General features: G+C 61.4%; 11 protein-coding genes. 5 read left to right on the top strand and 6 right to left on the bottom strand.

Annotated elements, in window-relative coordinates; all coding sequences use genetic code 11:
* Positions 1–80: 80 nt before the first annotated feature.
* Positions 81–530 carry a Fur family transcriptional regulator gene (locus tag RIN13_RS06430; protein ID WP_309106508.1) on the top strand — a complete coding sequence of 150 codons (450 nt, stop codon included), beginning with the start codon at positions 81–83 and terminating at the stop codon, positions 528–530.
* Here RIN13_RS06430 and RIN13_RS06425 read toward each other — a convergent pair.
* The 6 genes from RIN13_RS06425 to RIN13_RS06400 form a co-directional block, all read right to left on the bottom strand.
* Positions 527–1,429 (bottom strand): metal ABC transporter permease, encoded by a 903-nt coding sequence (locus tag RIN13_RS06425; protein WP_309106507.1) that lies wholly within the window; start codon positions 1,427–1,429, stop codon positions 527–529. The genes RIN13_RS06430 and RIN13_RS06425 overlap by 4 nt on opposite strands.
* Positions 1,430–2,242 carry a metal ABC transporter ATP-binding protein gene (locus tag RIN13_RS06420; RefSeq protein WP_309106506.1) on the bottom strand — a complete coding sequence of 271 codons (813 nt, stop codon included), beginning with the start codon at positions 2,240–2,242 and terminating at the stop codon, positions 1,430–1,432. It lies immediately after the preceding gene.
* Between the two features lie 166 nt (positions 2,243–2,408).
* The gene (locus tag RIN13_RS06415; protein WP_309106505.1) at positions 2,409–3,398 is read right to left on the bottom strand and encodes a metal ABC transporter solute-binding protein, Zn/Mn family; all 990 of its coding nucleotides are present in this window, start codon (positions 3,396–3,398) and stop codon (positions 2,409–2,411) included.
* Between the two features lie 124 nt (positions 3,399–3,522).
* Positions 3,523–4,593, bottom strand: a complete 1,071-nt coding sequence (locus tag RIN13_RS06410) for a hemolysin family protein (RefSeq protein ID WP_309106504.1) — start codon at positions 4,591–4,593, stop codon at positions 3,523–3,525.
* Entirely contained in the window at positions 4,590–5,927 is a 1,338-nt protein-coding gene (locus RIN13_RS06405) for a hemolysin family protein (protein ID WP_309106503.1), read from the bottom strand. Before RIN13_RS06405 ends, RIN13_RS06410 begins: the two co-directional genes overlap by 4 nt.
* Positions 5,928–6,266: 339 nt before the next feature.
* Complete coding sequence (locus tag RIN13_RS06400) at positions 6,267–7,718, bottom strand: GuaB1 family IMP dehydrogenase-related protein (RefSeq protein ID WP_309106502.1); 1,452 nt, start codon at positions 7,716–7,718, stop codon at positions 6,267–6,269.
* 269 nt (positions 7,719–7,987) lie between these two features.
* Here RIN13_RS06400 and RIN13_RS06395 point away from each other — a divergent pair, with 269 nt between their 5' ends.
* The 4 genes from RIN13_RS06395 (at position 7,988) to RIN13_RS06380 (ending at position 14,105) form a co-directional block, all read left to right on the top strand.
* On the top strand, positions 7,988–11,806 hold the full coding sequence (locus RIN13_RS06395; protein WP_309106501.1) for a multifunctional oxoglutarate decarboxylase/oxoglutarate dehydrogenase thiamine pyrophosphate-binding subunit/dihydrolipoyllysine-residue succinyltransferase subunit: 3,819 nt from the start codon (positions 7,988–7,990) through the stop codon (positions 11,804–11,806).
* Positions 11,807–11,973: 167 nt separating this feature from the next.
* Complete coding sequence (locus RIN13_RS06390; RefSeq protein ID WP_309106500.1) at positions 11,974–12,573, top strand: GDSL-type esterase/lipase family protein; 600 nt, start codon at positions 11,974–11,976, stop codon at positions 12,571–12,573.
* A gap of 75 nt (positions 12,574–12,648) precedes the next feature.
* Positions 12,649–13,491 carry a DUF4097 family beta strand repeat-containing protein gene (locus RIN13_RS06385; RefSeq protein ID WP_309106499.1) on the top strand — a complete coding sequence of 281 codons (843 nt, stop codon included), beginning with the start codon at positions 12,649–12,651 and terminating at the stop codon, positions 13,489–13,491.
* Positions 13,491–14,105, top strand: a complete 615-nt coding sequence (locus tag RIN13_RS06380; RefSeq protein WP_309106498.1) for a PadR family transcriptional regulator — start codon at positions 13,491–13,493, stop codon at positions 14,103–14,105. Before RIN13_RS06385 ends, RIN13_RS06380 begins: the two co-directional genes overlap by 1 nt.
* Positions 14,106–14,136: the final 31 nt, after the last annotated feature.

Below are 14,136 nucleotides of genomic sequence, written 5' to 3'. Positions count from 1 at the left end.
TTGGCATCGCCCTGTCCACGAACCCGCGGCTGGTAATCTTGAACTTTGCCACCATCCCTTGAGGGAAGCGAGTTCAACCCATGCCACAGGGCGCCACAGCTGGAAAAGAACAGCGGGTGACGAAGCAGCGCCTCGCGGTCAGCGCCGCTCTGGATCAGCTCAACGACTTCGTCAGCACGCAGGAGCTCTACCGCATCCTGCAGAACCAGGGAACCTCGGTTTCATTGGCCACGGCCTACCGCATTCTGCAATCGCTTGCGGACGAGGGACTGGTGGACGTGCTGCGCAGCGGTGATGGGGAAGCCGTGTACCGGCGGTGCGCTGTCACTGAACACCACCATCACCTGCTCTGCCGGAACTGCGGCAAGGCTGTTGAGATCGAGGCACCGGCAGTTGAGACGTGGGCGGCACAGACCGCCAAGGAGCACGGGTTCACCGAAGTGGCCCACACGTTGGAAATCTACGGTCTGTGCCCTGATTGCTCCGCCGCGAAGGCAAAGGGCAAAGCCCAGACGGGCTCTGCTAACTAGGCCTGCAGGGAAGCCGCACGTGCCGGTCTTGACTGCACCCGGCGCCCAACCAGTCCACGCCGGGCCCGCACTCCTCCGATGATCCGGCAGGCCACATAAATCAGGAACGACAACGTGGTCACGTAGGGGCTGATGGGAATCCTTCCCCCCAGGGCCAGCAGGATGCCACCGACCGTCGCAGTGACAGCGAAGGCCACGCTGAGGATGACGACCATCCGCGGCGACGACGTCACGCGGAGGGCTGCGGCAGCAGGGGTGATGAGGAGGGCCAGTACAAGCAGCGCTCCGACTACCTGGATGGACAGGGCAACACTGATTCCCAGCAGGACCATAAAGGCTATGGCGAGTCCACGCACTGGAACACCACGCGCTTCAGCAAGTTCCGGATCCACGCTGGCAAAGGTCAGAGGCCGCCAGATCAGCACCAGGGCCACCATCACGACGGCGGCCGTGCCTGCCAGGGCCTGCAGCTGAACAGTATCGACAGAGACAATCTGGCCCGTCAGCAGACCGAATTTATTGGCGGCCCTACCCTCGTAGAGTGCCAGGAAAAGAATTCCCAGGCCAAGCCCGAAGGGCATGATGACACCAATAATGGAGTTCTTGTCCCGTGCCCTGACTCCCATCAGTCCCAGCAGCAATGCGGCAGCTACTGACCCGATCAGGGATCCGAAAACGATGTCCGCCCCTATTAACAGTGCAAACGCTGCACCCGCGAAGGACAACTCGGAGATACCGTGAACGGCGAAAGCCAGATCCCGTTTCATCACGAAGGTTCCAACCAGGCCGCCAAGGAGTCCAAGGACCGCACCGGCCCAAATGGAGTTCTGCACCAGCGCGAGCAGTTCGCCGTAATTATCGAAGTTGAAAACCGAACGCAGAATTTCCTGGAAGTCCATTCAGACCCCCTCTCCGGCCAGCGAATGTTCGTCGTGGTGGTGGGTAGTGGCATCCGGTAGCCCCACGACGACGATCCTGCCATTCAGGTGCATGACTTCCACGTGGCTGTCATAAAGCTCGGAAAGCACTTCGGTAGTCATCACTTCGTGCGGAGTACCCACCCTGAACTGTCCGCCAGCCAGGTAGAGGACCCGGTCCACGTAATCGATAATGGGGTTTATTTCATGCGTGACAAACACCACGGCGCTCTCCTGCTCGTGGCACTGGTCATTGATCAGTGAGCTCACCGCCTGCTGATGATGCAGGTCCAGCGAAAGCAGCGGCTCGTCGCACAGCAGCACTCTGGGCTCGGTAGCGAGCGCCTGGGCCACCCTCAGCCGCTGTTGCTCCCCGCCTGACAGTTGCCCGACGGGCACATTGGCGTAGTCGGATGCCCCTACCTGGGCCAGCAGCTGATCAATCCTGCGGTTAACCTTCGCTGCCCCGAGGCGTACTCCCCACCGGTCCCCATCCACACCGAGCCCCACCAGGTCCCGTGCCCGAAGGGGCGTGTCCGGTGCGAAGGACTTCTGTTGCGGGATGTACCCGATCATCCGGCTCCCGCGCTCCACAGGATGGCCACCCAGCGTGGCAGTTCCGGAGTGAAGCTGCTGCAGTCCGAGCAGCACCTTGAGGAAGCTGGTCTTTCCGCTCCCGTTGGGACCGAGGACAGCAAAGAACTCGCCGGGCTTGATATCGAGGTCGAGGTTCTCCCACAGCGTCCTTTTTCCAAAGGCAAGGGAGGCGCCGCGCAGACTCACTACCGGTTTCAACGTGTCTGTTCCTCAATTCAGGGTGAGTCTGGTTCCGCTATGGATAAAAGCCTGTAACTGGCCAGATAGGCACTCAACGGGCGCTGCACGCGGTGACTCTGTCCTGATTATCTTAGGACGTATTGACGATGGTGATGGCCGGAAGGCGGGCCGGACGTACCGGAATCTACTTGTTGACGGCCTTAGTAACGTTGTCGACGTTATCCGACATCCACTGCAGGTACGACTTGCCGTCAGGCAGCGTCTCACTGAAATCAACCACAGGTACTCCGGCACCTTCAGCAGCCTTCTTCAGCACTTCGGTCTGCGGCCCCTCAGTCTGCAGGTTGTACGCAAGGAGCTTGACGTCACCGGAAGATACCAGTGCGGTGGCTTCCTGGAGGACCGACGCGGGGACGTCAGTACCTTCCTCGATGGCAGCGCTGTACTCTTCCGGGGTCTTGTTCACCAGTCCAGCCGATTCCAGCAGGTAGCCGGGAACCGGCTCTGTGATAGCTACCGGCTCCCCGTCTGCGCTGGCTTTTACGGCCGCCAGTTTGTCCTGCAGTCCGGAGAGTTCCTTCTTGAACGACTCGGCGTTGGCCTGGAAGGTGCTTGCAGATGCGGAATCGATGGTTGAGAGTTTGGCGGCAACGGCGTCTGCCAGCTTGGACATGGCGTCAAAGCTGTACCAGACGTGCTCGTTGAACTCTCCGTGCTCGTGTTCATGCTCATGAGCGGACTCAGTTGCTGTTCCCGTCGGGCTTTCGGAGGCATGCGCTTCCTCCTCCTCCGGTGCCAGGCCGGAGACATCGACTGCGGTGATGATGTTGTCCTCGGCGATCTTGCTGTCGTCGGCCAGCTTGTGGATGAAATCGTCGTAGCCGCCGCCGTTCTGGACAACCACCTGCGCCTTCGAAATGACCAGCTTGTCCTGCGTGGTGGCCTCGTAGGAGTGGGGATCCTGGCTGGTGCGCGTAATGATCGAGGTGACGTGGACTTTGTCGCCGCCGATGTCGCTGACGATATCGCCGTATACGTTGGTGGAAGCGACGACCTCGATGGTCCCGTCAGCGGACTGGGAAGGAGCGCTCGACGGCGCCCCGGCACATCCGGTCAGCAGGAGACCAAGTCCGGCAACGGCTGCCAGGGAGGGACGAAGGACGAAATGACGCACAGGTAGGCCTCGGATCTAGTCGATGAGAATCAGGAGCATTAGCAACCCGAAAAGTCTAACGCTAAATGGGAATGATTCCTATTTAGGCCCTTATGGGTCCATCCGCAAGCCGGACCGGAAGGAGTTACCCGCCCTCCTGCTGGCCCAGACGGCGTATCCCGGTGGCCTGCGTCGCGTCGCGGATCTCGCCCACAAGCTGTTCGATCACGTCCTCGAGGAACAGCACCCCCTGGGTCTGAGCGTCAGGTCCGATCACACGGGCCAGATGCGAGCCTGTCCGCTGCATCACTGACATCGCCTTCTCGATCTCATCGTCCGCAGAGAGATTTGCCAAAGACCTGATGCGGCCTTCTGCTATCGGATACCGGTAGCCGGCCTCTGGAATCGACAGAACGTCCTTGATGTGGAGATAGCCCGAGAGCATGCCGTCGTCGTCCACCATCGGGAAGCGCGAGAAGCCCGTCCGGCTGACAGCCTTCTCGAAGTCCACCGGTGTGGCGCCGGGCTTCATCATTACCAGCTTGTCCAAGGGCACCATGATGTCGCCGGCAGTGTATTCAGAGAATTCCAAAGCTCCGGTGATAAGGCCGGCATTGTCGTCCACAAGACCGTGACGGGTGGACTCCTGCACAATCGACTGGACCTCCTCCAAGGTAAAGGAGGACGTCACTTCGTCCTTAGGCTCAATCCGGAGCAGTCTCAGAATGTGGTTTGCTGCCCAGTTCAATACCCGGATAACCGGATCGACCAAACGCGCAATGAACATCAGCGGCGGCGCCAGCAACAGAGCAGCTTTGTCAGCCACCGAAACGGAAATGTTCTTCGGCACCATCTCGCCGAAGGTCACGTGGAGGAACGTTACAGCCAGCAGCGCAATGGTGAAGGCGCCAACGTCGGCGACCTCAACGGGAACCCCCAGCGCGTGCAGCGGTTCGGCCAGCAGATGATGGATGGCGGGCTCTGCCACCAGGAGAATCAGCAGCGAACACACCGTGATCCCCAGCTGGGCACAAGCCAGCATCAGGGAGACGTTTTCCATCGCGCGCAGTGTTGTCTGGGCACGCCTGGAACCCTGCTCAGCCAACGGCTCTATCTGGCTGCGCCGGGCTGACATGACTGCGAACTCGGCCGCAACAAAGAAGGCGTTGCCCATGAGCAGCACAACGAGCCACAAAATTCCTGCCCAGTCGCTCATGCCTTGCCCCCCTGCCCTGCGGCATGTTCCTTATCCCGGACGGGGCCCGGTTTGAAACAGATCCTGTCGATCCGCCGGCCGTCCATCCGCGTCACTGTCAGTGTCCCGCCGTCGACGTCAACGGTGTCCCCGACGGAGGCGATGCGCCCGAGTTGGCTCATGACGTAGCCGGCCACCGTTTCGTAGGCAGATTCATCCGGGACAGAGAGCCCCGGGATCTGCTCGGAGAGCTCATCCGGGCGCAAAAGTCCTGGGAAGTACCAGTCACCGGATGCACTTTGAAGCAGTCCGGGCCTGACTTTGTCGTGTTCGTCAGAGACTTCTCCCACGATCTCTTCCACCAGGTCCTCAAGGGTGGCAATACCGGCGGTTCCGCCATATTCATCCAGCACCACAGCGAGCTGCATGTTCCCTTCCCGCAATTCAGCGAGCAGCGCATCCAGGTGAATGGTCTCCGGTACCCGTAGAACGTCCGTCATAATGGCGCCGGCCTCGAGCTTCTTGCGCCGGGTGGACGGAACGGCGATGGCCTTCTTGACGTGGACAAGGCCGCGGATATCGTCCGGGGAATCTCCGATGACGGGGAAACGCGAGTACCCGGTGCGGCGCGCCGCCTCCAGGATGTCGGTGACCGGCTGATCGGCGGCAATCGTTTCAACACGGATGCGGGGAGTCATGACGTCGGCAGCGGATCGTCCGGAGAAGTTCAACGTCCGGGCCACGAAGTTGGCGGTTCCCGCATCCAGCGTTCCCATGTCAGCCGAGCGGCGAACGAGGGATGCCAGCTCGGCAGGGGTTCGTGCTCCGGAAATTTCTTCTTTCGCCTCCAGCCCGAAAATATTGAGAACCCTGTTGGAGAACCCGTTGAGCACAACAATGGCTGGTTTGAAAATCGCCGTGAAAACCAGCTGGGGACGGGCCAGCGCCTTGCCGACCGGAAGAGAGAGGGCTATTGCCATGTTCTTCGGGACCAGTTCGCCGATCAGCATCGACAACAGGGTGGCAAATGCCATGGCCAGGACCAGGGACAATGACGCCACTGCGGCAGGGGCGAGCCCCAACGCCGCGAGGGGAACCTCAAGGAGTGTTCCCACCGAGGGTTCCATCACGTAGCCGGTAAGAAGGGTGGTGAGTGTAATGCCCAGCTGACAGCTGGACAGTTGAGTGGACAGGGACTTGAGGCATTTCAGCAGCGGTATAGCGCCGGTGTCGCCGCTGTCCACGGCCCGCTGGACCGTCGACTGGTCAAGGGCCACCAGCGAAAATTCGACGGCGACAAAAAAACCAGTGCCCAGGATAAGGAGGAAGCCGGCAATAAGAAGTAACCACTCCATTCAGCAATCAGCCTCATGACGGAGCGGGACGCTTTTGGGCATCTCAGGCACTGACACTGACGATGACCTCAACAGGGGAAGTGCTCGCGCACAGGACTGGCAGTATCTGCCCGGCGGAGGATGGTCAGCAGAAGCCGAGCCTGTTTCCTGCATTCCGCCAGGACTCACAGTCAGCGGAGATCGATGGGCGCGTGAACGGGGTTTGCCGGCTCTTCGGGTGGCTTTGGCGGAACTGTGATTCGCGCTCCGCTGACAGCCCCCAGGCCGGCACCTAGATTTACTGTCCATAAGGATTCCAGTCTACAGGAGCCCCGGCCACCGGCTCGGCCTCGCCAGCCGTCACCAGCTCTGGGATACCGGCCGTCCTTCCTCGTACCCGGCGGCGGACTGGATACCCGCGACGGCCCTTTCCCTAAAACCTTCGAGATCGGCTGCACCGGCATAACTCATCGAGCTCCTCAGGCCTGCCGTGATGAGATCCAGCAGGTCCTCAACTCCAGGCCGTAGCGGGTCCAGGTACATTCGGGAAGTCGAAATGCCTTCCTCGAAAAGCGCCTTGCGGTCCTTCTCAAAGGCGCCTTCGCGCTGGTTCCGGTTCTGGACAGCCCTTGCCGACGCCATGCCGAAGCTCTCCTTATAGAGCCTGCCGCTCGCATCGGGTTGAAGATCACCGGGGCTCTCGTGCGTGCCCGCGAACCAGGAGCCGATCATCACCTGGCTGGCTCCCGCGGCGAGCGCCAGTGCCACATCGCGGGGGTACCGGACACCGCCGTCGGCCCAAATACGCCCGCCGGCGGCACGCGCCGCTGCCGCACATTCGAGGACAGTGGAGAACTGGGGCCGTCCGACGGCAGTCATCATCCGGGTAGTGCACATCGCTCCCGGTCCGACCCCTACCTTCACAATGTCCGCCCCTGCCCCTAGCAGCTCACGGGTGGCCTCAGCAGTCACCACGTTGCCTGCCACCAATGGCAAGCCGGACGTCACATTCCTGACGGCAGCCAGGGCATCAAACATTTTCTCCTGATGACCATGCGCGGTATCAATGACAATCACGTCAACGCCGGCATCAATCAGTTCCGCAGCCCTGCCCGCCACGTCTCCGTTAATTCCGACGGCGGCAGCTACCTTGAGCTTGCCCTTACCGTCCAGGGAGGGCCGGTAAAGCGTGGATCGCAGGGAACCCTTGCGTGTCAGCGCGCCGGCCAGCACACCGCCGTCGTGGACTGGTGCGAAGTCCGTCCCTGCTGCCGCCATGGCCTCGAAGGCGTTGCGCAGGGCATGCTGGCGGTCCGCGCGGAAGTGCCCTGCGTCGAGCACCACCGGCTGGACACGCGCCACCGAAGCCAGGGACGCGAAGCGGTCCTGCCCCTCGCAGTCGGCTGCCCTGACAACTCGGGTCACACCGCCGTCGTCGTCGACTACCACCACTGCCCCATGAGGACGCTTGCCCATCAGGTGCAACGCGTCGATGACAGTCGCGGACGGGGAAAGGACCACCGGAGTTTCAAAGATCGTGTGGCGGGTTTTGATCCAGGAGGTGACTTCACGCAGGACGTTGAGGGGGACATCCTGCGGCAGGACAGCCAATCCCCCGCGCCTCGCCATCGTTTCCGCCATGCGCTTCCCGGTCACGGCGGTCATGTTGGCAGCCACCAGGGGAATGGTGGATCCTGTCCCGTCATCGGCGGCAAGGTCCACATCGAGCCTGGAGGTGACCGTTGAACGCGCCGGTACCAGGAAGACGTCGGAGTAGGTGAGGTCAGTAGAGGGCTCATTGAGAAAACGCACTGTTGCTCCTTCTGAAAGGGATCCCGGGTGCGAGTCTAGGCGAGGAGGGAAGTGCATTGGCAGCCCTGTTGGAGGGGATGTGAAGCAATCATTCCGTCACTTCATGATTTGGATCACCCTTATTGGCAGTTAACCAATGATCGTCACTAGACTGGCAGAGGTCTGGGTTCATAGGACGCAGAGACTGGTTCGATTGTTGTGCTGTGGTGTTGTGCTGCCGCATGTCGCAAACCAGAGGAAATCAAACTCATGGAAGAGGCGTATTTCAAGTGCCAGAGCAGCCTAGCCACCGTCTACCAGAGGAATTTGGCGGAAACGAGTGGCTCGTGGACGAACTGTACGAGCGTTACCAACAGGACAAAAACGCGGTCGACGCCAAGTGGTGGCCTCTGTTTGAATCCTTTGACGCCGGTGAAGGTTCTTCCACCAACGGGACCTCCGGAGCGACTGCTCCGGCCCACCCCGAAACCCGTGAACTTCCAGTTGTAGCGCCCCCTGCAGCGGCACCGGCGCCGGCTGCACCCGCTCCTGGCGCTCCCGCCCAGCAGGCTCCCCAGCAGGCGGAAACCGCCCCTCCTGCGGCACCTGCCGCGAAGAAGGCTCCCGCGACGATTGCCCGCGACGGTTCCAAAAAGCCCGAGGCGACGAGCGGCTCGGCCCCGATTCCGGCGCAGCTGCCCAAGAACATCAAGGCTCCGACAGCACCAGAGGAAGATGTCGTCTCCGTCCTTCGGGGTCCCGCCAAGGCCATCGCCTCGAACATGGTCACGAGCCTTGAGGTCCCCACGGCCACCAGCGTCCGCGCCATTCCCGCGAAGCTCCTGATCGACAACCGCGTGGTCATCAACTCCAACCTGGCCCGCGCCAGGGGCGGCAAGGTCTCCTTCACCCACCTGATCGGGTACGCGGTAATCCGCGCCCTGTCCCAGTTCCCCTCAATGAACGTCTACTACGACGAGGTGGACGGCAAGCCCGTAGCGGTACAGCCCGCGCACGTGAACTTCGGCATCGCCATCGACATGCCCAAGCCTGACGGCACCCGCCTTCTTATGGTGCCGAACATCAAGAAGGCTGAGACCCTGAACTTCTCGGAGTTCTGGCACACCTACGAAGACCTCATCAAGCGTGCCCGCGCCGGAAAGCTCACGGCTGACGACCACTCCGGGACCACGGTTTCACTGACCAATCCCGGTGGCATCGGAACCGTTCACTCGGTTCCGCGTTTGTCCAAGGGCCAGGCGGCCATCATTGGCGTTGGCGCCCTCGACTACCCGGCCGAGTTCCAGGGCGCGAGCGAGAAAATCATCGCCCAGAACGCCATCAGCAAGGTACTCACCCTGACGTCCACCTATGACCACCGGGTCATCCAGGGTGCGGGCAGCGGCGAGTTCCTCAAACTGGTCCACTCACTCCTGCTCGGCGCCCAGAACTTCTACGACGAGATCTTCGAAGCCCTGCGCATCCCCTACGAGCCCGTACGCTGGAGCCCGGACCTGCAGATTGACCCTGCCGACCAGATCAACAAGGTCGCCAGGATTCAGCAGCTGATCCACTCCTACCGCGTCCGTGGCCACCTGATGGCAGACACGGATCCGCTGGAATACGTGCAGCGCAAGCATCCTGACCTCGATGTCCTGACCTATGGACTGACCCTTTGGGATCTGGACCGGGAATGGCCCACTGGCGGCTTCGGCGGCAAGCCGCAGCTGAAATTCCGCGACATCCTTGGTGTGCTCCGGGACGCCTACTGCCGCACCACCGGCATCGAATACATGCACATCCAGGAGCCTGCCGAGCGCAAGTGGTTCCAGGACCAGCTCGAGCACCCCTACTCCAAGCCCAGCCGCGAAGAGCAGCTCCGGATTGTGTCGAAGCTGAATGCAGCCGAGGCTTTCGAAACCTTCCTGCAGACCAAATTCGTTGGCCAGAAGCGCTTCTCGCTGGAAGGCGGCGAATCGCTGATCCCGCTGCTGGACGCCATCATCTCGGATGCCGCTGACGACGAGCTGGACGAGGTGGCAATTGGCATGGCCCACCGTGGCCGTCTCAATGTGCTGACGAATATTGCAGGCAAGACCTACGCCCAGGTCTTCCGCGAATTCGAAGGCACCCAGGACCCGCGGTCCGTACAGGGCTCTGGCGACGTCAAGTACCACTTGGGTACCGAGGGTACGTTCACCTCGGACAACGGCAAGGAGACCAAGGTCTACCTCGCCGCCAACCCGTCCCACCTCGAAGCTGTTGACCCGGTGTTGGAAGGCATCGTCCGGGCCAAGCAGGACCGCCTGGACCAGGGTGAGGCATTCCCCGTGCTGCCCATCATGATTCACGGCGACGCTGCCTTCGCCGGCCAGGGCGTTGTGGCTGAAACCCTCAACCTGTCCCAGCTCCGCGGGTACCGCACCGGTGGAACCATCCACGTAGTGGTCAACAACCAGGTTGGCTTTACCACGGCTCCCTCGTCCTCGCGGTCCTCCACGTACTCCACCGACGTAGCCAAGATGATCCAGGCTCCGGTATTCCACGTAAATGGTGACGATCCCGAAGCCGTGGTCCGGATCGGTCAGCTCGCGTACGAGTTCCGCCAGCGGTTCCACAAGGATGTCGTCATCGACATGGTGTGCTACCGCCGCCGCGGTCACAACGAGGGCGACGACCCCTCAATGACCCAGCCCCTGATGTACAACCTGATCGAAGCCAAGCGTTCCGTGCGCAAGCTTTACACGGAGTCGCTCATCGGCCGTGGGGACATCACTGAGGAAGAAGCCGAGCAGCTGCTCCGCGACTACCAGGAGCGCCTTGAGCGCGTGTTCGCTGAGACCCATGCAGCGCAAACATCCCCTATCCCGATCATCACTGCCGACTCTGCCGCAGTGTCCGATATCGAGCGGCCGCAGGCTCAGCAGGCCGACTTCGGCACCAACGCCCCGGCATCGACCGCGATTTCACCGGAGACGCTGGCACGGATCGGCAAGGCCCACCTGGAGATTCCCGATGGGTTCACTGTCCACGCAAAGCTCAAGCAGCTGCTTGAAAAGCGCGAGCAGATGTCCCGTGAAGGTGGCATCGACTGGGGCTTCGGCGAGATTGCGGCCTTCGGCTCGCTGATCATGGAGGGTGTGCCCGTCCGCCTGGCCGGCCAGGACTCCCGTCGTGGCACTTTTGTACAGCGTCACGCAGTCTTCCACGACAGGGCAAACGGCAACGAATGGCTGCCGTTGGGCAACCTCTCGGACAGCCAGGCCAAGTTGTGGATCTACGACTCCCTGCTGTCGGAATACGCGGCAATGGGCTTCGAATACGGCTACTCGGTTGAGCGTCCGGATGCGCTGGTGTTGTGGGAGGCTCAGTTCGGAGACTTCGTCAACGGCGCCCAGACGATCATCGACGAGTTCATTTCCTCCGCCGAGCAGAAATGGGGCCAGCGTTCTTCGCTCGTCCTCATGCTGCCGCATGGCTACGAAGGTCAGGGCCCGGACCACTCCTCAGCCCGCATCGAGCGCTTCCTGCAGATGTGTGCCGAAGAGAACATGATCGTGGCAAACCCCACCACGGCGGCGTCCCATTTCCACCTGTTGCGCCGCCAGGCCTACAGCAGGCCGCGCAAGCCGCTGATCATCTTCACTCCCAAGCAGCTCCTTCGCTTGAAGGGTGCGGCATCGGCTGTGGAGGACTTCACCACAGGAGCCTTCCGGCCTGTTATCAGCGACCACGAAAATCTCCAGGGCGACGCCGTCGAGCGCGTGCTGCTGGTCTCGGGTCGCCTGTACTACGATCTCCTCGCCACCAGGCAGAAGACGGCAGATTCGACGACGGCGATCGTCCGCGTGGAGCAGCTGTATCCGCTGCCTCATGCTGAGATCGCTGCCGAGCTCGCCAAGTACCCCAACGCCGAAGTGGTGTGGGCACAGGACGAGCCCGCCAACCAGGGTCCTTGGCCGTTCATGGGACTGAACCTTCCTGAGGCTTTGGACCGCAGGGTGCGCCTGGTCTCCCGCCCGGCGTCCGCTTCCACGGCAGCGGGTTCCATGAAACGCCATGCAGCGGAGCAGGACACGCTCCTCAAGCAGGCTTTCGCCCGCAAGTAGGTTCACTTGCTGCCCGGCTGGTCGTCGAAACAACCGACGCACGGCCGGGCAGTTCTGCTTAATGGACACGCCGCCCACCGCGGCTGTGAGTCACTGGTAGTTGTCCGATAATTGTCTGTCGGACCAAGGGCAAATCCTGACGTCATCGCCGAGGTAAAGAGGTAGTAGTGGAAGACAGGAAGCTGCGCATAGCGGCTGTTGGAGATGAGTTGCTGGCCGGACTTGGTGACCCGAGGGCTCTTGGCTGGCTGGGGCGCGTTCTTGCCCGCACTCCACAGGACGGCGTGGCCGTTGAATGCTACTCCCTCCCCTGCCCTCAGGAAGGAACTGAAGGGTTGGCATCGCGGTGGCTGGCGGAAGCGGCACGCCGGTTCAGCGAGCACCATGAAAACCGGCTCGTGATCGGCTTATCCGGCAGGGACGTGGAGTTCGGTCTTTCCACTGCCAGAAGCCGGCTCAATCTTGCGAACATCCTGGACGCCGCCACTCAAAACAACATCGAAGTCTTTGTCGTTGGACCACCGCCCTCGCTTGATCCCGGACAAAACAGGCGGCTGAGTGACCTCAATACGGCCTTTGCCGATGTAACAACCCGGCGCAAGCATCTCTATGTGGATACGTTCTCGCCGTTGCTGAACCACGAGCAGTGGCGTCAGGATCTTGCTGCCAACGGCGGGACTCCAGGCCAGTCCGGTTATGGATTGATGGCTTGGCTGGTACTGCACCGTGGGTGGTTCCAGTGGCTGGGTCTTGCCACTCCGGAGTAGCAGCCCGTCGGCTGTTGCACTCCAAAGGATCGCGATATATCGTAACGACACGATATATCGTGAGTTGGAGGAGTCATGACAGAGAACAGCAGTACAGAGAACAGCTGGACCGTTACCGGCCCTCAGACCATCGACGTCGACGGCGTCACCTCGCTTAAGCTGGGAATCGTTGGCGGTCGCTTCGACGTGGTTTGCCACGATGAAGCTGTGAGCCGGATCGAGATTTCCGAGGTTCACGGTGATCCTGTCGCAGTAAGTCTCGTGAATGGCAGGCTGGAAGTCAGGCATCAACTTCACGGGCCTCAGGGCTGGTTCAAGAACCTGATGGGCGCAGTCAACCACAACAGCAGCAATTCAGTGGTTATCAGCATCGCCCTGCCGGAGGGCGTTCAGGTGGAAGCAGGGACAGTCAGCGGCGACGGCCTGGTGTCAGGAACAGGCAAGCAAACCCGGCTCGCTACTGTGCGCGGCTCAGTCATGGCCGACGCGACGTCTGGCGAGCTGCACATCAATACTGTCAGCGGTGAGGTGATAGCGCGGAACCACACCGGCGTCCTGACTGCCAAGAGCGTGTCCGGGGAAGCGACAGCCTCAGGGCACTTCAGCCACATTCGTGCGAACACTGTCAGCGGAGATATGAGCTTCGACCTCAACGGGTTCACCAGCGATTTCGGCGCGAACTCCATCTCCGGTGATCTGACCGTCCGGCTGCCCCAGGATGTGGGCGTGGATATCATCGCCAAGTCCGCGAGCGGAGCCGTGACTATCGATGACCGGCAGTACTCCCAGCCTGGCGGTAAGGTGGAGGCCATCGCGGGACCCGATTCACGGCTTATGCTCGTCAGGACGAACTCGGTATCAGGCAGTGTTCACATTCTTCACAGCCTGTCGCCAGCAGGTTCAGAAGCAGCGGTCTAGTGCCTCCGGTCTTCGCCCACGGCGCCTTACGCCTCTATCTTCTGGCACTGCTGGAGTCCGGACCCAAACATGGCTATGAACTCATCAAGGCGCTCAGTGACCGTTTCGGCGGCACCTATTCGCCCAGCGCCGGGACCATCTATCCGCGGCTGGCCAAGCTTGAGGAAGAGGGCCTGGTGGCAACAGAGACGCAGGGCCGGCGCACCAAGTACAGCATCACAACGGCCGGGCTTGGTGAGCTTAATGGACGCCGGGACAAGCTTGCTGATGTGGAGAATGACATTTCCGCCTCAGTCCGGCGTCTCGCAGACAACCTGCGTACGGACATCCGCAATAACATGCGTGGGCTACGGGCAGACCTTGCGGCCACTGCGGAGGCAGCCCGTTCCAGCGCCCAGTCCGGTGATCTGTTCGCCCGTGCCGAACGCAAGCCATCTGGCTATGACCCCCTGCTCAAAGAAGCCGAGATGATGCTTCAATCCTTCAGGGACGAGCTGCGGGTGGAGCTCAGGCTTCATGCCAGCTCCAACCCCATTACTCCGGTGACCCTGGAAACCGTCAGGACTGTCCTGGACCAGGCGGAGATCGCAATCAAGAATTCATTGCAGGAGTAGTGTCCGCCGGTTCGCGGCCAGTCCCGCTTTA

This window comes from Arthrobacter sp., from assembly GCF_031179985.1.
Classification (GTDB): domain Bacteria; phylum Actinomycetota; class Actinomycetes; order Actinomycetales; family Micrococcaceae; genus Arthrobacter.
The sequence above is the reverse complement of the archived record's forward strand: the minus strand, read 5'-3'. Positions and strand labels throughout refer to the sequence as shown.

Coding starts and splice junctions, on each gene's coding strand:
- RIN13_RS06430 (WP_309106508.1), top strand. CDS start 81: ATGCCACAGGGCGCCACAGCTGGAAAAGAACAGCGGGTGACGAAGCAG.
- RIN13_RS06405 (WP_309106503.1), bottom strand. CDS start 5,927: ATGGAGTGGTTACTTCTTATTGCCGGCTTCCTCCTTATCCTGGGCACT.
- RIN13_RS06410 (WP_309106504.1), bottom strand. CDS start 4,593: ATGAGCGACTGGGCAGGAATTTTGTGGCTCGTTGTGCTGCTCATGGGC.
- RIN13_RS06385 (WP_309106499.1), top strand. CDS start 12,649: ATGACAGAGAACAGCAGTACAGAGAACAGCTGGACCGTTACCGGCCCT.
- RIN13_RS06425 (WP_309106507.1), bottom strand. CDS start 1,429: ATGGACTTCCAGGAAATTCTGCGTTCGGTTTTCAACTTCGATAATTAC.